21 protein-coding genes, 2 pseudogenes and 1 other annotated feature are annotated in these 19,977 nt (G+C 43.9%); of the genes and pseudogenes, 3 read left to right on the top strand and 20 right to left on the bottom strand.

Annotated features, from left to right (window positions below; translation table 11 throughout):
- Window positions 1-131: 131 nt before the first annotated feature.
- The gene (locus ABZM97_RS14450) at window positions 132-1,100 is read right to left on the bottom strand and encodes a glycoside hydrolase family 43 protein (protein WP_087992463.1); all 969 of its coding nucleotides are present in this window, start codon (window positions 1,098-1,100) and stop codon (window positions 132-134) included.
- 155 nt (window positions 1,101-1,255) lie between these two features.
- Window positions 1,256-2,341: a M42 family metallopeptidase gene (locus tag ABZM97_RS14455; protein ID WP_087992396.1), complete on the bottom strand. Its 1,086-nt coding sequence runs from the start codon at window positions 2,339-2,341 to the stop codon at window positions 1,256-1,258.
- 183 nt (window positions 2,342-2,524) lie between these two features.
- Between ABZM97_RS14455 and ysdB the strand changes: the two genes are divergently transcribed.
- Entirely contained in the window at window positions 2,525-2,917 is a 393-nt protein-coding gene (ysdB, locus tag ABZM97_RS14460) for a sigma W pathway protein YsdB (protein ID WP_087992397.1), read from the top strand.
- Window positions 2,918-2,933: 16 nt separating this feature from the next.
- Here ysdB and ABZM97_RS14465 read toward each other — a convergent pair whose 3' ends face one another.
- The 5 genes from ABZM97_RS14465 to ABZM97_RS14485 all read right to left on the bottom strand — a co-directional run bounded on the left by ABZM97_RS14465 (window position 2,934) and on the right by ABZM97_RS14485 (window position 4,919).
- Window positions 2,934-3,203 carry a DUF1294 domain-containing protein gene (locus tag ABZM97_RS14465; RefSeq protein WP_087992398.1) on the bottom strand — a complete coding sequence of 90 codons (270 nt, stop codon included), beginning with the start codon at window positions 3,201-3,203 and terminating at the stop codon, window positions 2,934-2,936.
- A 56-nt stretch (window positions 3,204-3,259) separates the two neighbouring features.
- Complete coding sequence (gene rplT, locus ABZM97_RS14470) at window positions 3,260-3,619, bottom strand: 50S ribosomal protein L20 (protein ID WP_087992399.1); 360 nt, start codon at window positions 3,617-3,619, stop codon at window positions 3,260-3,262.
- A gap of 31 nt (window positions 3,620-3,650) precedes the next feature.
- Window positions 3,651-3,851 (bottom strand): 50S ribosomal protein L35, encoded by a 201-nt coding sequence (rpmI, locus tag ABZM97_RS14475; protein WP_003222418.1) that lies wholly within the window; start codon window positions 3,849-3,851, stop codon window positions 3,651-3,653.
- A 12-nt stretch (window positions 3,852-3,863) separates the two neighbouring features.
- The gene (infC, locus tag ABZM97_RS14480) at window positions 3,864-4,385 is read right to left on the bottom strand and encodes a translation initiation factor IF-3 (RefSeq protein ID WP_010886591.1); all 522 of its coding nucleotides are present in this window, start codon (window positions 4,383-4,385) and stop codon (window positions 3,864-3,866) included.
- 58 nt (window positions 4,386-4,443) lie between these two features.
- Window positions 4,444-4,574, bottom strand: a sequence feature (ribosomal protein L20 leader region).
- A 162-nt stretch (window positions 4,575-4,736) separates the two neighbouring features.
- Window positions 4,737-4,919, bottom strand: a complete 183-nt coding sequence (locus tag ABZM97_RS14485; RefSeq protein WP_367386903.1) for a hypothetical protein — start codon at window positions 4,917-4,919, stop codon at window positions 4,737-4,739.
- A gap of 115 nt (window positions 4,920-5,034) precedes the next feature.
- Between ABZM97_RS14485 and ABZM97_RS14490 the strand changes: the two genes are divergently transcribed.
- The gene (locus tag ABZM97_RS14490) at window positions 5,035-5,667 is read left to right on the top strand and encodes a hypothetical protein (RefSeq protein WP_253268467.1); all 633 of its coding nucleotides are present in this window, start codon (window positions 5,035-5,037) and stop codon (window positions 5,665-5,667) included.
- A gap of 31 nt (window positions 5,668-5,698) precedes the next feature.
- On the opposite strand, the gene lrgB is transcribed toward ABZM97_RS14490, so the two are convergent.
- From lrgB to lytS, 4 genes and pseudogenes are all read right to left on the bottom strand, one after another.
- A complete protein-coding gene (gene lrgB / locus ABZM97_RS14495) occupies window positions 5,699-6,394 on the bottom strand; it encodes an antiholin-like protein LrgB (RefSeq protein ID WP_202326962.1) in 696 nt (231 codons plus the stop codon).
- Window positions 6,395-6,414: 20 nt separating this feature from the next.
- Window positions 6,415-6,855, bottom strand: a complete 441-nt coding sequence (gene lrgA, locus ABZM97_RS14500; RefSeq protein WP_087992402.1) for an antiholin-like murein hydrolase modulator LrgA — start codon at window positions 6,853-6,855, stop codon at window positions 6,415-6,417.
- A gap of 133 nt (window positions 6,856-6,988) precedes the next feature.
- Window positions 6,989-7,714, bottom strand: a complete 726-nt coding sequence (gene lytT, locus ABZM97_RS14505; RefSeq protein WP_367386904.1) for a two-component system response regulator LytT — start codon at window positions 7,712-7,714, stop codon at window positions 6,989-6,991.
- Window positions 7,692-9,472, bottom strand: a pseudogene (lytS, locus tag ABZM97_RS14510) (two-component system sensor histidine kinase LytS). Before lytS ends, lytT begins: the two are co-directional and overlap by 23 nt.
- A gap of 175 nt (window positions 9,473-9,647) precedes the next feature.
- Between lytS and ABZM97_RS14515 the strand changes: the two are divergent.
- Window positions 9,648-10,430, top strand: coding sequence for an HAD family hydrolase (locus ABZM97_RS14515; protein WP_202326960.1), 783 nt, complete (start codon window positions 9,648-9,650; stop codon window positions 10,428-10,430).
- Between the two features lie 41 nt (window positions 10,431-10,471).
- Here the strand turns inward: ABZM97_RS14515 and thrS are convergent, their stop codons facing one another.
- The 9 genes and pseudogenes from thrS to ABZM97_RS14560 all read right to left on the bottom strand — a co-directional run bounded on the left by thrS (window position 10,472) and on the right by ABZM97_RS14560 (window position 19,845).
- Complete coding sequence (thrS, locus tag ABZM97_RS14520; RefSeq protein WP_087992405.1) at window positions 10,472-12,403, bottom strand: threonine--tRNA ligase; 1,932 nt, start codon at window positions 12,401-12,403, stop codon at window positions 10,472-10,474.
- 401 nt (window positions 12,404-12,804) lie between these two features.
- Complete coding sequence (gene ytxC, locus ABZM97_RS14525) at window positions 12,805-13,650, bottom strand: putative sporulation protein YtxC (protein WP_367386905.1); 846 nt, start codon at window positions 13,648-13,650, stop codon at window positions 12,805-12,807.
- Between the two features lie 78 nt (window positions 13,651-13,728).
- Complete coding sequence (locus tag ABZM97_RS14530) at window positions 13,729-14,370, bottom strand: TVP38/TMEM64 family protein (protein WP_367386906.1); 642 nt, start codon at window positions 14,368-14,370, stop codon at window positions 13,729-13,731.
- A gap of 33 nt (window positions 14,371-14,403) precedes the next feature.
- The gene (gene dnaI, locus ABZM97_RS14535; RefSeq protein WP_367386907.1) at window positions 14,404-15,339 is read right to left on the bottom strand and encodes a primosomal protein DnaI; all 936 of its coding nucleotides are present in this window, start codon (window positions 15,337-15,339) and stop codon (window positions 14,404-14,406) included.
- 27 nt (window positions 15,340-15,366) lie between these two features.
- Window positions 15,367-16,788 carry a replication initiation membrane attachment protein DnaB gene (gene dnaB / locus ABZM97_RS14540; protein ID WP_333516674.1) on the bottom strand — a complete coding sequence of 474 codons (1,422 nt, stop codon included), beginning with the start codon at window positions 16,786-16,788 and terminating at the stop codon, window positions 15,367-15,369.
- A 114-nt stretch (window positions 16,789-16,902) separates the two neighbouring features.
- Complete coding sequence (gene nrdR, locus ABZM97_RS14545) at window positions 16,903-17,361, bottom strand: transcriptional regulator NrdR (protein ID WP_087992410.1); 459 nt, start codon at window positions 17,359-17,361, stop codon at window positions 16,903-16,905.
- Between the two features lie 276 nt (window positions 17,362-17,637).
- Window positions 17,638-18,018, bottom strand: coding sequence for an adenosylmethionine decarboxylase (speD, locus tag ABZM97_RS14550; RefSeq protein WP_003223584.1), 381 nt, complete (start codon window positions 18,016-18,018; stop codon window positions 17,638-17,640).
- Between the two features lie 238 nt (window positions 18,019-18,256).
- Window positions 18,257-19,279 (bottom strand): glyceraldehyde-3-phosphate dehydrogenase, encoded by a 1,023-nt coding sequence (locus ABZM97_RS14555; RefSeq protein ID WP_087992411.1) that lies wholly within the window; start codon window positions 19,277-19,279, stop codon window positions 18,257-18,259.
- A 205-nt stretch (window positions 19,280-19,484) separates the two neighbouring features.
- Window positions 19,485-19,845, bottom strand: a pseudogene (locus ABZM97_RS14560) (winged helix-turn-helix transcriptional regulator).
- Between the last annotated feature and the right edge of the window lie 132 nt (window positions 19,846-19,977).

A 19,977-nucleotide genomic window follows, 5' to 3' on the forward strand; every position in this document is an offset into this window, starting at 1 on the left:
AGGTGAAAAAATACGTTCTTAAAACTATGATTTTTCTGTCAATTCACCTTCCGATTCCGCTTTCCATTAGAAAAAGCCCTGATGTATCAGGGCTAAACAAAGAGAATAAGATGTGAACGATTGCCTTTATCTTAATAAGACGGCCAGCCTGAGCTCCAATTCAAATCATTGATTAACATCTTTGGTATGCCGTTGTCTTTTGCATCATAAGCATGACGCACAAGTATGTTTCCGTTTACGATATCCTGTCCGCCCGGCCCTTTCCACTGTTCATTGCCGGAATCAAGAATCGTACCTCCTCCGTCCATCATGCTTTTACCGTTTCTGTCTACATAAGGACCTGTAATATTTTTCGATCTGCCGTAAGCAATTTTGTACGTACTATTTATCCCTTGACAGCATTTATCGAATGACACCATTAAATAGTAGTAGCCATTATGGTATGTTAATGTAGGGGCTTCCAGAGCGCCGCCGTTATTTGGTCTGGCCGCTATTGAATATAATGAACCGGTTGGTTTCATCGTATCTTTGTTTAATTTCGTTAATTTAATTCCGCCCCAAAATGATCCGAATGCAAGCCAAGGGTTTCCATCTTTGTCAATCGTTAATTCAGGATCAATGGCATTATAATTATTTGCAGTTGTTGTCCGAGTAACTAGCCCTTCATCCTTCCAGCTGCCCGAACTGAGATTAGTTGCTGAAGCAAGCCCAATTAAAGAGGTATTGCTTCCAAACGAAGAAACCGAATAGTAAAGCCAGTACTTTCCGTTGTAGTATGTCACATCCGGAGCCCATTGGTTTCGTTCGAAATTAGGCACATATTGGCGCCACCACGATAAAGGACTGGTGAAAATTGATTTTTGAACTCTCCATACCCCGTTGCTGTCCGCTTTCAGTACACGAAGTCCGTTTTCCTCTGCAAGCCCTGTCCCGAAGGCATACCAAGTATTTCCTTCCTTTGCCATCGTCGGATCATGCAGAAGCTCGTTCGATGCTCCCCAAAAAGCGGCTGATGCTGGCAAAGCGGACAACATCACAGCACCAGCTGTTAAAGCTGCGCAAGAAAAACGCAATAAATTTGAAAACGCTTTCTTTTTCATATTCATTAAATCCTCCTTTTTTTGAGATATAGAAAACTTGCTTATCAACCAGACTAGCACATATTTTCTATATATATCCTTATTGTAGAGTTACTTATTGAATTTGTACAGACAAATAAATAGAATCCGCCTTTTATAGCGGATTCAAATCATTTTTATTCATATGTGATTTGGTCAACTGTCTTTCGGTCTAATTTCTTAATCACTTCTGTAATTAATTTGACCGCATTTTCATAATCGTCACGATGCAGCATAGCCGCGTGTGTATGAATGTAGCGGGTTGCAATGGTAATGGACAGCGCGGGAACACCATTTGCCGTCAAATGGATGGCTCCCGAATCAGTTCCGCCGCCGGCAATGGCATCAAATTGGTACGGAATGCCCGCTTCCTCCGCCGTAGCGACAACGACATCTCGCAAACCTTTGTGAGAAACCATGGATGCATCGTACACGATAATCTGGGGTCCTTCACCCATTTTACTTTGCGCTTCTTTCTCAGAAATCCCAGGCGTGTCTCCTGCTATCCCTACATCAACACCAAACGCAATATCAGGCTGAATGGTGTATGCTGCTGTTTTCGCTCCTCTTAGGCCGACTTCCTCCTGCACAGTTCCCACGCCATACACAATGTTTGGATGATCTGTGTTTTGTAAATTTCTTAACACATCAATGGCAATCGCACAGCCGATGCGGTTGTCCCACGCCTTCGCCAAGAGGAATTTTTCATTGTTCATGACTGTAAATTCAAAATGAGGAACGATCATATCTCCCGGAAGCACACCCCATTCCAAGGCTTCTTCTCGGCTTGAAGCTCCAATATCAATAAACATCTCTTTTATTTCCACTGATTTTTTTCTCGCTTCAGGAGATAAAATATGAGGCGGCTTTGAGCCAATAACCCCTGTGATTTCCCCTTTTTTCGTCACGATGGTTACACGCTGGGCCAGCATCACCTGAGCCCACCAGCCGCCAACGGTTTGAAAACGGATAAAGCCTTTATCAGTGATTTGCGTCACCATAAAACCGACTTCGTCCAAATGCCCGGCAATCATAATTTTCGGGCCGTTTTCCGCACCTGTTTTTTTGGCGATTAAACTGCCCAGACGATCTGTTGTCACTTCATCAGCAAATGGTTCTATGTATGATTTCATCACTTGCCTTACTTCTCTTTCATTGCCCGGTATGCCTTTTGCATCTGTTAAATCTTTCAGCATGGTCAATGTTTCATCTAATTTTGCCATGTTCCATAACCTCCTTCATCAGTCCTGCATTCTTATTATACAAAACCTGACGCTAACCATACGACTATTTCACTTGAAAATCGGGTATATGTTTTTAGAACTTTTCTTTTAAAAAAGTGAAACCTTTTTCTATGCTCTTCGTATTACATCAGATCATCACAATAAGGGAGGTGCCTTCACACAATGTTTGTCATGGTTCTAAGGATTATATTACTTGCACTTTTTGCTTATTGTATTTATGCCGCGGTCAAATATGTCGCCAGTCCAAAGAGAAGGCTCAAACTGGCCCAATCAAAAGAACATTTTTATATTATTGATGAACAGAACAATGCCCGTAAGAACTTTCAACTGACGTATAAAGGCGTGCTTTTTGAAGGAGAAAAGCATATTCCTTCCAAAGATCATCCGCTGTTTATCCATACCATTTTTGTCTGGACAGAATCTCCTCAGAAGCTGAAGCATTTGTCTGCAAAAGATTTTGAGAACATTGAAGAAAAAGTGCTGGAACGCTATCCGAATTGTAAGATTGACTGGGACCAGCCCATTAAACTCGCCAAAAAAGCAGAAGAGCGCTAAAACGCTTTTCTGCTTTTTATAAATCAAACGGACTGTAATAAATGCCGATCAAGACCGCTTCAATCAACAAAAGGAGCGGCACTCCATACTTAAAAGAGGCGTGCTTCGTTTTATGTCTGAAGGTTTGCATGCCAAGCCAGACACCGAGCGCTCCAAACACGATCGCTATCAGCCACAGCCGGTCTTCAGAAATTCTCCATTTGTGCTGCTGCGCTTTTCGTTTGTCAGCCCCCATCACCCAAAAACCGCACAGATTCATCAGCACCAAATAAACAGCAATAACCATGTTGCCCCCATCCTTTATATAAAAAAGCCGCTCTGCTGGAGAGCGGCTCTATATGATTACTTGTTTAATTGAGATTTAGCAGTATCAGCAAGCTGATTGAATGCAGTAAGATCGTTTACAGCAAGATCAGCAAGCATTTTACGGTTTACTTCGATACCAGAAAGCTTAAGACCGTGCATTAAACGGCTGTAAGAAAGACCGTTCATGCGGGCAGCTGCGTTAATACGAGTGATCCAAAGTTTACGGAAATCACGTTTTTTCTGACGACGGTCACGGAAAGCATAGTTTCCAGATTTCATGACCTGCTGGTTAGCTACTTTGTATAATGTATGTTTTGAACCGAAATAACCTTTTGCTAATTTAAGAACCTTTTTACGACGCTTACGTGTAACAGTTCCGCCTTTTACTCTTGGCATTAAATTTCCCTCCTAATTGTTCCTTGTCCGATTACTTGATGTTAGCAAGCATTTGTTTGATGCGTTTGAAGTCTCCTGCACTTACAACAGCACTCTTGCGAAGCTTACGCTTTTGCTTTTGAGATTTGTTGGCGAATAAGTGACTTGTGTACGCGTGAGAACGTTTCAACTTCCCAGAACCTGTCTTTTTAAAACGTTTAGCAGATCCGCGGTGAGTTTTCATTTTTGGCATGGGATTTCCTCCTTATTGCTTTTCGTTTTTCGGCGCGAGCATTAAGAACATGCTGCGGCCGTCCATTTTTGGTTTTGTTTCGACAGTCGCAACCTCAGCACATGCTTCAGAAAAACGGTCTAATACACGCTGGCCGATTTCTTTATGAGTGATTGCGCGTCCTTTAAATCGGATAGAAGCTTTCACTTTATCGCCTTTTTCAAGGAATTTAATCGCATTGCGCAATTTCGTGTTAAAGTCATGCTCATCGATTGTCGGACTTAACCGAACTTCTTTTAAGTTAATGATTTTTTGATTTTTGCGTGCTTCTTTTTCCTTTTTCTGCTGCTCAAATCGGAACTTACCGTAGTCCATGATTCGGCAGACAGGCGGTTTTGCATTCGCTGCAACTAACACAAGGTCAAGATTTGCGCGGCCGGCGATTTCAAGTGCTTCCTGACGGGACTTGATTCCAAGCTGGTCGCCATTTTGTCCGATTAGACGGACCTCACGTGCACGGATACCCTCATTAACCAATTGATCTTTGCTAATAATGAGCCACCTCCATAGTTTCTTCGAATTGATTCACAACTCATTTTGACTGCATTCTGCAGGCAAACAAAAAGTGCGGGCATTATAAAACACCCACACTACGAACATCTGTATCAATAAAAATGTACGGTCAACCTGCCAACTACATGCATGTGTCAATCAGGTGAGAAGCGGGTGCTTCTGCTTGTGATTTATATTCAATTCAATAACTATTCTACACAATGCCGGATCTTTAGTCAAGGATGACTTCTCCGGAACAACTTTCTCATTGTAACATGGGTTTTCTATGAGTGCAAGAAAGAAAAAGAAAATCTTTGCATTCTCATCCAGAATGTAAAGTGTCCGAACAGTCAGCTACACATCAAGTGTTTTGTTGAATAACATCGATTCAGCCAGCGAATACTCCATGGCCGATCCCCCGAAATGCTGAAAATAGCTGATTTGCTGTACCGCAACCAGCCGCTGACACCCCCCGCCATGAATAAAGACCGTGAGCCGAGGGTGGTGCACACCTGATTCTGTTAGATGAAGAACCAATAGTCTCCCCCATCCTTCTCCTTATTTCGCAATTCACCACGCAACCACTGACAGGAAAAAATGTAAAACAAAGTTAATCCCTAACCGATATAAGAAGCAGAAGGGAGTCTGACGTATGAACAAACTGATACAGCTTGCTTTATTTTTCACATTGATATTGACCGGTTGCTCGAATAGCAAAAGCACACCTTCCGAACCAAAAGCTGAAACTGTTAAAACAGCCGCAGCATTTCATCAAAAGGAACTGGAGAAAGAGCTGAAAAAACTAAAACCCGTTTCAACGAAAATAAAGTTTGAAAATCCGCTCGCTGCTGAATTAGGAAAGCTGAAAGCAAAAGAAGAAGCAGAGAAACAAAGACAAATCGCCGCCGCAAAAAAACGAGAAAAAGAGCGAGAGGCGAAACGAAAGAAACAGCAGGAGGAAGAAGCGGAGAGACAGCGATTGGCAGAAGCTGAAAGACAAGCTGAACTTGAAAGACAGCGGCAGGCAGCAATCCAAAAAGAGCAGGAAGCAAATGCTGAAAAAAAGCGGCACTCGCAGGCACAACGACAGCAGACCGAGGCACCCTCATCTAATAGCCAACATTCACCGTCATCCTCGAACCAGACAGATGGTACCGTTCAACAGCCGGCTTCAGAGCTTCCTGATGACGACGGCTATGGTTATGAAGAACGAAAAAAGTGGCATGATGACCAAGTCGAATGGGGCATTAAACAAGGATATATCGATCCCGAAGACGCACCATAAAATAGACAAAGCCAAGGCTATCAGCCTTGGCTTATCCTCCGATCAGCTGCACGAACACAGGGATGACCAGAACCGTTACAACTCCTACTACGACAACAGCAATACTTGCCATCGCCGCTTCGACCTCTCCCATCTCGATCCCGACAGCTACACCGAGTGCATGCCCGGACGTTCCGAGAGCCAACCCTTTAGAGATGGGATTCTTTACTTTAAACACCTTCAAGAACAACGCTCCGAGCGCATATACAATGACAGCGTTAAAGATAACCGCAAAAGCTGTGATGTTGCTGATGCCTCCGATGTCTTTTGATAAAGGAAGCGCAATTGCCGTTGTAGCCGCCTGCGGAAGCATGCTTTTCATCACTGACGCATCGAGGTGAATGCCTTTTGCGAGCAAATAAACAATCGTGACAGAGCAAATAGAGCCAACGATAATAGAGGACATGATTTGCCACCAGTATTTTTTCAGCTTATCTCTTTGTTTGTACAAAGGAATGGCAAAAGCGATCGTCGCCGGTTCAAGAAAAAACTTAATGATTTCTCCCCCGTTATTATAGTCCGCGTAGGAAAAACCGCCGATTTTTAAAAATGCGATCCCAAGCACCATGGCAACAAACAAAGGAGTGAAAAGGAAGAAGCCTTTCGTTTTCTTAAATAAAAAAGTGCCGATGCCGAATGCAGCCAGTGATACGACAATTCCGAAATAAGGACTCATTGTGCTTTCCATCTGTTGAACCTCCTGTTTCCTTAATGGTGAACGAGTTCGTTATTGTTCTGCGGGCTTTGCACTGTTTTTGTTTTCATGTCCGCTGCGGATTTGCGTTTTCCGCTTAGCGAAAGAATCAGCTGTGAAAACAATCCTGTAGCCCCCAGCAATATAATCGTTGCGAGCAGAATGACAAGAACAATTTGCAGGCCGTATTGCTGCATCACACCAAGCGAATTCATAACAGATATACCTGACGGGACAAATAAAAATCCGATCAGAGAGGTTAAAGACGTTCCGAGCGTTTCTACTTGTTCCAGTTTAATCACTTTTAAACATAATAGGAGAAATAATAAGACCAATCCTACAACCGATGCCGGGATAGGAATTGGGACAATAGCGGCAATCATATTTGAAACCAGCATAATGACGGCAAAAATAAATGCTTGTGTTAAAAACCCGTACACTTTTTTAGCACTCATTTTCTTCACCTCTTTCTCTTTGGTACTCCCATTATAAATAAGAATCCTCTGTTATGAAGCGCTTACAAGATAACATGCCGAATAGCGGGACTGAGTTGCAGAATGAAATGGCTGAAATGCAAAAAGCCGCCCATCAAATATGGAGCAGCTTTTTCAATTCCTTCGCATATGTCCGGCTGACCGGTATTTTCGATCCGTCTTTCATGATCAGATTATATGTAGAATTAAACCATGGCTGAATTTCTTTAATATATTCGGTATTGACGACAAAGCTCCGATGGACGCGGATAAAATCAGCATCAGGCAGCTTTTTCTCAATGACAACGAGCGTATCGCTGACTGTATAAGAATTCTCGAAGGTTTTTACATTGACGTGACCATCTTCCGTTCCGGCATAGACAATGTCCTTCGTATCTACGATCACAATTGATTCTCCGACAGATAGCGCCAGTTTGTGCTGGCCGGCATGGCTGCTCTGATCTGTTTCAACAATATCCCGATTGACTTTTTTATATTTTTTTAACGTTTGCTGAATTCTTTCCTCATCGAAAGGCTTGGTTAAATAATCTAAAGCGTCCACCTCAAACGCTTTGAGCGCATATTGGTCATACGCCGTCGCAAACACAACAGCAGGAGGATGCTTCATTTTCTTCAATCGCTTAGCAATATCAAAACCGTTTTCTCCGGATAAATCAACGTCTAAAAACAGCAAGTCAGGTTTTTGATCCATCATTTGGTCAAAAGCAGATTCGATATTTTCCGCTTCATTGATTTCCATTTCCTCATTGGTCCGCTTGAGCAAGTAAGCCAATTCATCCCTCGCCAGCATCTCATCATCAACTATTAACACCCTGAGCATGTTTTTCTCCCTCTTTCATTGTTGCGTTGGGACTTGAAAGGACACCTCTGTCCCTTTTTGAACCTCACTCCTGATATTCAGCGCGGCCTGCTGTCCGAATAAACCGATCAGCCGCTGATTCAGGTTATAAAGCGCTGTACCGGTACCCTCCTTAGACGGAAACGGTTTCTTTCCGAGTTCTGGCAGGACGTCCGGCGGAATTCCCCGTCCGTTATCCGTCACCTTCATATAGACGGAAGTATCATCAGATAAGACACAAACCGTAACTTTGCACATGTCTTGTTTTTTCGGAAATGCGTGCCGAAGCGCATTCTCCACAAGCACCTGTAAAACAAACGGAGGGATTTCAATCTGCTCCAGTTTGCTGTCGATATTGAGCTCAATCTTATATTTCCCGGGAAAACGCGCCTGTTCTAATGACAAATAGGCGTGAAGGTGGTTCAGCTCCTTTGAGAGCGGAATCAGCAGCTGTCTCGCTCCTTGAAGGTTTGAACGAAAATAAACACTGAGCTGCAATAAGAGCTTACGGGTTTTTTCAACATCCGTGCGGGATAACGCAGAAATCGTGTTGATCGCGTTAAATAAAAAATGCGGATTCACCTGCGCCTGAAGCGCTTTGATTTCAGCATCTTTGAGAAGCTTGCTTTGCAGCTCTGCTTCCCCAAGCTCCAGCTGTGTCGAAAACAGCATGGCCAGCCCCTCAGCAAGCTCTTCCTCTACCTGACTCAGGCCTGCCGGGCTTTTAAAGTACATTTTTAAGGTGCCGATTGTATTGCCGTTTGATGTCAGCGGCAGGACAATCGCCGCGTGCAAGGGACATTCAGCATGCGTGCATTCAATCTCTTCCTGAGTAACCGCCTTCATGATTTCTCCTGTTTTGATCACCTTTTTGGACAGGCCGGTGATCAAGCTTTTTGATGGAATGTGATGATCTATTCCCGCGCCGACATGCGCAAGGATCTTCTCATTATCAGTGAGAGAAACAGCATCTGTTCCGGTCAGCTTATGGATAATAGCCGCCACACTTTTACAGGAGCTTTCATTTAATCCTTGGCGAAAAAACGGAAGCGTCTGGTCAGCAATCGTCAGCACTCTGTGCGTTTCAAGCGCCCTTGCCTGCTCTTCTTTGCGAATGATCACTTGGATAATGGACAGGAAAATAAAACTGCCTGTTCCATTGATGAGTATCATCGGAATCCCGATTATGCTGACAAGTTCCCAAGCATCACTGAACGGCTTCGCCATCAGCAAAATAATCACCATCTGCAGTGACTCCATACCGATTCCCACAAGAGCGGCGATTCGAGGTGTCGGCATTCGGTAGCGCTTCGTAAAATACCGTCCGATCAAACCTGCTAGAACACCCGCTAAAACCGATGATACCGCACAGCTTATGGCCGTGCTGCCGCCGAGCGAAAAACGGTGAAGGCCCGCCAGTACACCGATTCCCGCCCCTACAAGCGGACCTCCGAGAAGGCCTCCGATTTCCACGCCCAAAATACGGGTATTCGCGATAGAGCCCGACGGATCTATCGCAAACACCCAGTCATTGTTTACAATCATATTTTTTTGAATTTCGATGCCTGTATAATTGCTGATGATGCTGAAGAGAGAAAAAATAGAGATTAAAACCGCTTTTCCTTTATAGCCGTCCTGATTTTGCAAAGCTTGTCTGAAAAGCTTCGTATGGGCGAGAATAAACCCCAAAATCACAATAATCCCTACCCTTTCAAGCATCATAATCATTAAATGAATCATGCGTGTCACCTATTCTTTCCGTTTTCATTCTAGCATGTTTTCAGTCAATGAGCTTCACGGCTGACTGTTTTTTTAAAATCATCTGAAAACATATTTCACAAGGCTTTTATCTATTGTAAAATAAAACATGAGCCTTTTGGCTGAAAGATTTGAATCTGAAGCAGAGGAGAAGATCATGAAAGCCGTATTTTTTGATTTAGACGATACACTACTTTGGGATGAAAAAAGTGTCAGAACAACATTTGCAGAAACTTGTTTACAGGCGGAAAAAAAATATGGCCTTGACCCGCAGGCATTTGAAGAAGCTGTTCGCGAAGCGGCGAGAGAATTGTACATGTCATATGAGACGTATCCATATACAGTGATGATCGGCATTAATCCGTTTGAAGGACTGTGGTCCAATTTCTCAGAACCGATCAGTGAAGGCTTTCAGAAGCTGAACAAGATTGTGCCGGAGTACAGAAGAAACGCTTGGACAAACGGACTGAAAGCGCTTGGCATTGATGATCCCGCATATGGCGAATACTTGGGAGAGTTTTTCGCAGCAGAGCGCAGAAAACGCCCATTTGTATATGATGAAACATTTGAAGTGCTCGATCAATTAAAAGGCAAGTATGAACTGCTGCTTTTGACAAACGGCGATCCGAGCCTGCAAAAAGAGAAGCTCGCCGGCGTTCCAGAACTCGCCCCTTATTTCAATGAAATCGTCATCTCGGGCGCTTTTGGCAAAGGGAAACCGGATGTTTCCATTTTTGAACATTGCCTTGAGCTGATGAATATTGAAAAAGACGATGCGATCATGGTCGGCGATAATTTGAACACTGATATTTTAGGCGCCTCAAGAGCCGGAATCAAAACCGTTTGGATCAACCGGACGGATAAGAAAAACGAAACGGGCGTGGCACCTGATTACATCATCAGCAGCCTTCATGATTTGTTTCCTATAATAGAGAAATAAAAAAAAGCATGATCTCTTCAACGAGATCATGCTTTTTTAGCTTATTTTTTCGCTTCAGCTACTGCTTTTTTCACAAAATCATCAAGCGAAATGGTTTCAGAGTTCTGCTCTCCGTACTTACGGACGTTTACCGCTCCGTTTTCTGCTTCTTGATCACCGACCACAAGCATGTACGGGATTTTTTGCATTTGCGCTTCACGGATTTTGTAGCCGATTTTTTCATCACGGCTGTCGACTTCTACACGCAGGCCTTCACGCTGCAGGCGTTCCTGCACTTTTTTCGCGTAGTCTAAATGCACAGCAGGAGAAACCGGGATGACTTGGAATTGAACCGGTGCAAGCCATGTTGGCAGCGCGCCTTTGTGTTCTTCAATTAAGAAGGCAACAAAGCGTTCCATTGTTGAGACGACACCTCTGTGAATCACAACCGGACGGTGCTGCTTGCCGTCTTCACCGATATAAGTCAGATCGAAACGTTCAGGTAATAAGAAATCAAGCTGAACCGTAGACAATGTTTCTTCTTTGCCGATCGCTGTTTTTACCTGAACATCAAGTTTAGGGCCATAGAATGCCGCTTCACCTTCTGCTTCGTAATAGTCATGGCCGATTTCATCCATTGCCTCTTTCAGCATGGATTGCGCCTTGTTCCACATTTCATCGTCATCAAAATATTTCTCCGTGTCTTCAGGATCACGGTAAGACAGACGGAATGTGTAATCACTTAAGCCAAAGTCTTCATATACGTCCTGAATTAAACGGACTGTACGGATAAACTCGTCCTTAATTTGATCCGGGCGCACAAAGATATGTGCATCGTTTAATGTCATGCCGCGCACGCGCTGAAGGCCTGACAGGGCACCTGACATTTCATAACGGTGCATCGTTCCCAGCTCCGCAATCCGAATCGGAAGTTCACGGTAGCTGTGAATGTCTTGTTTGTAAATCATCATATGGTGCGGACAGTTCATTGGACGTAGCACAAGTGTTTCGTTGTCCATTTCCATCGGCGGGAACATGCCTTCCTGATAATGCTCCCAGTGCCCTGATGTTTCATACAGTTCTTTGCTTCCAAGCACTGGTGTGTATACGTGCTCATAGCCGAGACTGATTTCTTTATCGACAATGTAGCGCTCGATGACGCGGCGGATTGTCGCCCCTTTTGGCAGCCAAAGCGGCAGGCCTTGTCCGACTTTTTGAGAATTCGCAAACAGCTTTAACTCTTTGCCGAGCTTTCTGTGGTCACGCTCTTTCGCTTCTTCAAGCATGCGAAGATGCTCTTCCAGATCAGCTTTTTTGAAGAAAGCTGTGCCGTATACGCGCTGAAGCATTTGGTTATTGCTGTCACCGCGCCAGTATGCGCCTGCAAGGCTTAACAGTTTAAACTCTTTGATTTTTCCTGTTGAAGGAACGTGTACGCCGCGGCACAGGTCAAAGAATTCACCTTGCTCATAGATCGAAACGGTTTCTCCTTCCGGAATCGCATCTAATAGTTCAAGCTTCAGGTCATCGCCGATTTCAGCAAAACGTGCTTTCGCTTCTTCGCGGCTGACCTCTTTTCGAACGATCGGGAGGTTCGCATTAACGATTTTTTTCATTTCTTTTTCAATTTTCGGCAGATCCTCCGGCGTAATCGCTTCTTCCATTTCTACATCGTAGTAAAAACCGTTTTCGATGACCGGACCGACACCGAATTTGACATCTTTGTAAATGCGTTTAATCGCTTGAGCCAGCAAGTGAGCCGTACTGTGGCGCATTATTTGAAGGCCTTCTTCGGAACCTTCTGTAATGATTTCCACTTTACCGTCTTCATTGATCGGCATTTTCAAATCAATTTCTTCTCCGTTCAGTTTTCCGGCTAATGATTTCTTCTTTAATCCCGGACTGATGGATGCCGCGATATCCTCTGTTGTTGTTCCTTTCGCAAACTCCTTGACTGCTCCATCAGGAAATGTGATTTTTACCATATCTGACATCTATGTCACTCCTTTTTTTGCATATAAAAACCCCGCCCCCTATGAAAGGGACGAGGTTGAATAAACGGAATCGTGGTTCCACCCTTTTTTCCGCAAAGCCAATATTCCGGCACTTGCGGCTCTAATCTCTGTAACGGGAGTTCCCGTCAGCCATTACTGCTCCTTATCAAGGAGGGGTTCACAGCTGAAGTTCAAAGGCGGTAAAGCGAATGGTCCTTAGCTAGGAAGCTTGCAGCCGGGGCTTCCCTCTCTTTGAGCCGGTATCATTCCTTCATGTCCTTATCAATACGTGTGTCTTTCTTAATCTCCTATGTATTATAAATTGTTCATTCCAAAAAATCAACACGATCGCATTTCCTTTTTTCCAAACCGACAGCCCTATATATACAGGCTGCCGGCCCTTATCCTTCTGAGTGCTCTACCGGTATTTCTGCGTCTGAAAAAGCATGCAGCGGAAGCATTTCCAGTCGCTCTTGAAATACGTTTTGAATGGTCCTTGCCATCATATGCTCGGGCTGGTCGGTATAAAGCACCACTTCATCAGGCGCGATGGAGATCAGCGGCGCGAGCAAATGAGAATCAATGTACATAGGATGATCCCGGACAAATCGCCTGTCTATGTATTTCATTTTTTCCCGTTCCTGCACATAACGCAGCTCCCAAATTGTAAATGAACCGTCATGGACAATATGCACCTTTTTGATTCGCGGCTGTTTGGCCGTTACATATTCTCTGAGTGTTTGAATAAAGTTTTGATATTCCTGTTCCATTTTATATTCATCTATCGCCGCTTCCGTAATGTCTCTCAGCTGCTTGTAGTATTGTCCGAGCCGGAAGGTCTGAAAGGAACGAATGGAAAATAAGCCTTCCTCTAAACGAATCGTTTGGAGTTCATCCAAAATTGATTGTTTCCGCGAAAGCTTTAGCGGCTCAAACGGAAGATCGTCCGCTTCTCCTTCAATAATACTATGGGCAAGCTGAAGGATTTGCTGCTGTTCATCCTGGTCCGTGAAGCAGTATGTTTCCTCAATCAATGACAGCATATGTTCGTCTTCTTTGCACTCTAAAAAAAACTTGACCAGAATCGGCTCCATAAAACGCTGAATAGAGATAGCCGGCTTAGCTTTTTCAATCCCGATTTTTCGTATGCCTTCCCGGACAATGATATAGTTCCGATCGTCCGAATGCTGAATGAGATGTAAAAAAGCGGCTGCATCATGGTCATCTTCAAAGATTATTTCAAGCATGTTTGTCCCCCCTTACGGCATCTGTTACAAGTATATGGGGGATGTTTTTAAAATAGACGTAAAGGTCATTGGCAAATGTTAATTTGATTCTTGGAACAAGTTTTGCATTTTCTTTCTGAAGATAAACGGCAGCGAAATAAACACGCTATACAAAGCGATCACCATAAAGAAAGCGGGCAGATTTCCAGTTGAAAAGCTCGCTCCCAGCACATTCAGCGCGATGGTCCCGGGAATGATTCCCGCGGCCGTTGCCGCAAAATACGGCAGCGCTTTGACATTGGAAAGGCCTGCCGCATAGCTGATGAAATCAAAATTGATCGGCATGATTCTTAAAAGAAAGATATAAAAAAATCCGTTATCCTCCATCTGCTTCTGAATGGCTTCAAGCTTTTCGTAATGGCCGTTCTTTTTCGCCGCAAACAAACCTGCGGCAAAAAACGAAACAGCTGAAGCGCACATTGAACCGAATAACGTGTAAAGCGTGCCGAGAAGCGGGCCAAATGCGAGTCCTCCCGCTAGAGAAACAACAGATACGGGAAATAAAATAAGAGGCCTGACGATGGATATCCCGATAAACATCAGCGGTGCAAAGGCCCCGAACGACAATACCCATATCCTGATCTCTTTCGGCGATAAATTCAAATACGTTTTATTTCCCCAAAAGATTATTCCTGCACCTGCAAGCACTGCCAGCCATTTAACAGCTGTTTTTCGTTTCATACCCTCAGTTCCTTCCCCTTTGAACCGCAGCAGTTACGGATGTCGGCGGTTTTCTCCGTCCAGGCGGATTGGAGCAGCCAAATATAAAATTCGCTCCATAAGTCTTGCCGCTTTTACTTCTTCCTTTTCTCCCCTTTGCGAATACGTAAAATGATGCTTCAGCTCGTCAGGTGAGAAATTAGACGAAAAGAAAGTCGGCAGCTGCTGGGACATTCTGTGCTGGAGCACTGTTCCGATGACTTCATCCCTAACCCAGCTCGTCATTGATTCCGCTCCGATGTCATCAAGCATCAATACGGGTGTTGATTTGACCATATTGAGCTTCTCTTCCAATGACTTGTCTTGCAGCGAATTCTTAAGCTCTCTCACAAATTCGGGCACATAGACGATCATCGAGGAATACTCTTTTTCCGCCAGCTCATTGGCAATCGCAGCGAGCATAAACGTTTTTCCTACCCCGAATTTCCCGTGTAAATACAGCCCTTTCCCTTTTCCCGTCTCATTATAGCTTTTCAGAAAATCCGTCACATGCTGGAACATCGCGAGCCTGCTCGGGTCACTGATATCAACTTGCTGGAAAGTCGCTCCCAAAAGATCCTGCTGGATATACATGCTTTTCATAAGGGACTTCTGTTTTTTCTGCTTATCGAGTTTCCGTTTAACCGGACATTCATAATACTCAATATCAATAGATTGGCCATTGACAACAAGCTTCGGATGGTAGCCCTCCAATAAATTGTTGCAATCTTTATCTTCCGAACAATAGGAGCATTTCTTGCTTTGCTCGATATATTCATAAAGCTTGTTTAAGCTCTTTTCGATCATTTTTTGATCAATCACTTCTTCGTTTTCCTTCAAAAATGCCTGAACATCTTGATCCTTCATGACTTTTTCCTTCATTTGTTCAAGACGTTTTTGGAAATCCGGCCTGCCGGTTACGCCCTGCAGGGAACGGCCGATTGGTTCCATCTATTCCTTCACCCCGCATCTCTGTCTTTAATAGGCAGAGTATTTTTTCAGTTTTTTCATTTCTTCCATCATCTTTTTCTTCTGTTCTTCCAAGTCCTGCGGATGCAGCTTCCCCTGTCCGGATTCTGACTCGGAGGCTGTCTCTTTTTCTTCCATCCAGTCAGGAAGTTTTTCTTCGCGAATCACTTTTTGGTTTCGTTTCGAAGGCTGATTTGCTTTCCCTTCAGCCCATTCAAGGTATTGGCGGTTTTCTTCTATCGCGAGCTTCATCGCTTCTCTGACCGTTTTTACCTTTTTGCGCGCCCAATGCGAGGCGATCTTTTGGATATAATTTTTCGACAGCTTCATGTCGGTTTTCAGCATGACATAATAAATTAACACATTTGTAACGCCTGGCTCGAGCTTCTGTTCAAACATAATTTCTTCTATGATTTTCAGATCAGCTTTTGACGGCTCTGTTCCGTCGGCAATGTCCTGCAGAAGCTTCTTCGGAGAAATCGTCTCCAGCAATGCGATCAGCTTTCCGTCCAGCGAATCCTCTTTCGCCGGTTTTTCGCCTTCTCGCAGATGCACCGGCTGTGTTTTTTCCACGACGTCTGGCAGCTGTCCGTTTCTTTCGATTTGATACCAGTCGCTGGCCGCTTTTCTTAAAGCCTCCGACGTAATAACGTCACGCTCATCAATTGCACTCATCACGACATTTTGCATCTGCAAAGGGTCTATACCGTACAGATAAGAAAGCTTTTTGATTGTGTCCCGCACCTGCTGGGTCATCGCTTTTCTCGGAATCATCGTCTCAGAAAGTCCCGCTAAAAACAAATCAAAATCAAACACATCCTCTGTTATGGTGTAGGACGGAGCCTGTCCGACAGAAGTATATTCTGTGCCCTCCGCAAGTCTCACCGTTTCCTCCATATCAGATGTAAGCTTCCATTCACTCGGCTGCAGCGATTCAAACGCATGATTAAACGGCCGCGTAATGTCCTTCGCATCCTCTGAAATGGCCGGATGCGTGAAAAATTGTTTTAATTGCTGGTATTTTGTTTTTCCGACTCTATTGTACAGAAAAACATTCAGCATCCCGTCTTCAAAAAACTCATTTGGCCTGAGCGGCGGAAGGAGTTCATATATAAAGAGGCGCTCCTGCCGCTCGGATTCTTTCATATATACTTTTAGCAATCCGATGCCCTCGAGCTTCCCTTGTTCCTGATGGATCGTTTTTAAATTAGACTGTGTCATCCCCATCAGCTGTCTATGTGTGGACTCGCCGCCCCACAGACGGTTTTGTTCCAGCTCTCCCCACAATGTCATATAAAGTGAGAATGCAACAGGGCCGATTAAGGGCTGGTACAGCAGTGTGATTATTTGTCTGTCTATATCCTGAAGCATCGATCTGCTTTTGACCGCATAAGGATCTACAGGCAGTACATCTTTCCAATAGTCAGCCATACATTCTCAAACCTTCCGAATTTGTTTCTACCTTTCATTTTACACCGTTTCTTATATCTATCAAATGCCAATTTTGCACATGAGAAAAGAGCTAGAAGAATCCTCTTAGCTCTTTTAACGCTCTTTCTTTATTAAGTCTTTTAGTTCGTCGATAAAGACGTTTATATCCTTAAACTGCCGATAGACAGACGCGAACCGCACATATGCGACCTCATCAATCTTAGCCAGCCGGTCCATGACCATTTCTCCGACGAATTCGCTTTTCACCTCAGAGCAGCCTTGATTGCGAAGTTCTTTTTCAATATCAAAGCACATGTCTTCAAGCGTTTTGAGTGGAACGGGTCTTTTTTCGCATGCTTTTATGAGGCCGCGCAGCATTTTTTCTCTGCTGAATTCCTCCCGCACGCCTTCTTTTTTCACGACGATGAGCGGGGTTTCCTCCACTTTTTCAAAGGTGGTAAACCGGTAATGGCAGCATTCGCACTCGCGTCTTCGGCGAATGGATTTCCCATCATCCACAGGCCGTGAATCAAGGACCCGCGTTCCGTTATGCTGGCATGAAGGACATTTCAATAAAATCAGCTCCCAACTATTTCGTTCCCTGGAATGTATTTTCGGCAGCCTCCGCCTTTTAAAAATAAATGTGACAGCCATCTGTCAGGAGAGCCGTTGTGAGTAAAGCTGTATCTACAGCATCAGGTGGTTTGTGAAAATCTCTTTCTATTTTACAAAAAAAATGAAAAAAGAAAAAGCTGACCGCCCTTGTTTGTTTATAAAAATAAAAGGAGCATAAGCTAAAAAGCGCATAACGGCTTTCTAGCTTCAGCTCCCTTTGTGTTCGTGTTTACTTTATAGTACTTTCGCTTGCGCCTGTTTAATTTGCACAGGCCCCATTCCTCTCGGTATTTCAATGTTTTCTCTTGTATCAGCATGTAATGCCTCTGCGATATAGTCAGCAGCGACATTAGGATCTAAGTCTCCACAAGTATAAACATCAATGCTCGCATATCCGTGCTCAGGAAAACTGTGAATAGTTAAGTGTGATTCAGAAATAATCACAACTCCGCTTACGCCTTGCGGTGCAAATTTGTGAAATGCAACCTCGCGCACCTCAGCACCTGATTTTAGAGCAGCATTTACAAACGTTTTTTCAATAAAATCCATGTCATTCAGCTTATCAAAATCGCATCCCCATAGCTCGGAGATAACGTGACGCCCCATTGTTTCCATAGTCATGGACCCCCCTTAACAAGAATTAAAAAGTGAAATTCCAACAACTGGGTCGGCCATTTACCACGGGGGAAAGTTAGTCCGGAGAGGTCCTAACCCTTTAAGTAATTCCGAAACAGTCTCAAGCAAGAAGTTCACGAAAAATAGTATACTGTGTTTAAGTCTAATTTGCAAGGTGCGTTTTTTTAGAAATATGCTGTTAAGGGTTTTTTCTTCAAAATATGTCCACGACCTTATTTTATACAGCAGACGGATGTTTCATTCGTGCCGCTACATGGCGGATCAGATCAACGACTCTGCACGAGTAGCCCCATTCGTTGTCATACCATGCGAGCACCTTTACTTTACTGCCTTCCATTACCATTGTTGTCAGCCCGTCAATGACCGCAGAATGCGGATTCGTATTATAATCAGTCGAGACGAGCGGTTCATCTGAATAATCAAGCACGCCGTACATCGAAGTTTTGGCAGCCCGTTTAAATGCCTCGTTTACCTCTTCAGCCGTCACATCCATTTTCAGATCGACAACGAGATCAACCAATGAGACATTCGGAACCGGGACACGCAAGGCGAGGCCGTGAAGCTTTCCTTTCAGATGCGGCAGCACAAGCGAAAGCGCCTTTGCCGCTCCTGTTGTCGTCGGAATGATGGATTCACCGCATGCCCGCGCCCGTCGCAAATCTTTGTGCGGATTATCAATATTTTTCTGGTCATTCGTATACGCGTGAACTGTAGTCATCAGCCCGCTCTCAATGCCAAACTCTTCATCCAGCACTTTTACAACAGGCGCAAGGCAGTTTGTCGTGCATGACGCATTTGAAATAATGACATGGCGGTCAGCGTCGAATTGGTCCTCATTTACTCCCATCACAATGGTAACGTCTTCATTTTTTCCCGGAGCAGTCAAAATGACTTTTTTTGCGCCCGCTTCTATATGGCCCATCGCTTTATCTTTTGAATTAAACTTCCCTGTTGCTTCGACGACTATGTCAATATCATATTCCCGCCAAGGCAGCTGTTTTGGATCACGGCTGTTTAACAAAAGCACTTTCTTTCCATTTACAATCAGGCTGTCTTCACCGGCCACAACCTCTTTGTCGTACCTGCCGTGATTTGTGTCATACTTTATTAAATGAGCCAGCGTTTCTGCGGAATAGCTGGCGTTTATGGCCACTACTTGAATTTGATCGTCTAACATCGCTTTTCTAAAAACCATTCTTCCGATTCTTCCAAACCCGTTTATCGCTACTTTTACCTTCATGTTGGACACCCCTTATCAATTATGCCATCCTAATTTGTTGTTATCTGAAATTAGTATAACACATTAAAACGAATTCGCCAGTACATCTTGATAAAAATCAACGATTATAACGCTAATTTATGATGCATGATATCTTTTCTTGCACACAATTTCAGTCCTAAGAATCAAAAAGCAGCCAGCGCTCCGCACTGACTGCCATTATTTTTTATGATTCCTGTTTTAACTTATCATTGAGCACACTTTCTTCTAACACTGAAAATGTATCCCCCGTACACTTTGTTAATATGATTCGCTCCCCAAGCACACAGCATGTCTAAAACCCCTTCTAAGCTGCGGCGGTATTCGCCGAGCTCACACTCCACTTTGGGAGGAAACTGATTATATACGATCTGGTTAATGACACCGTCCGTTTCCAGCTCACGAAGCTGCTGATTCAGCATTTTTGGCGTAATGTTGGGCATCAGGCGCTTTAATTCACTCGTGCGTTTTTTTCCGTGCGTCACATGGCATAAAATGACGCATTTCTATTTCCCGCCGATTACTTCAAGAGTCGCTTCAACAGAAATGTTATATTTTTTCTTCTCCTTACAGGCACCAAAAAGTGACTATAGCACTTTAAAGTACTTACTTTTCTTTCTTGGTGATATCTTTCATAATCACATTTGCCGGCTGATTTGAATCTGCTCTTTTTTATTTAT

The organism is Bacillus vallismortis, assembly GCF_040784915.1.
GTDB classification, from domain to species: Bacteria; Bacillota; Bacilli; order Bacillales; family Bacillaceae; genus Bacillus; species Bacillus subtilis_G.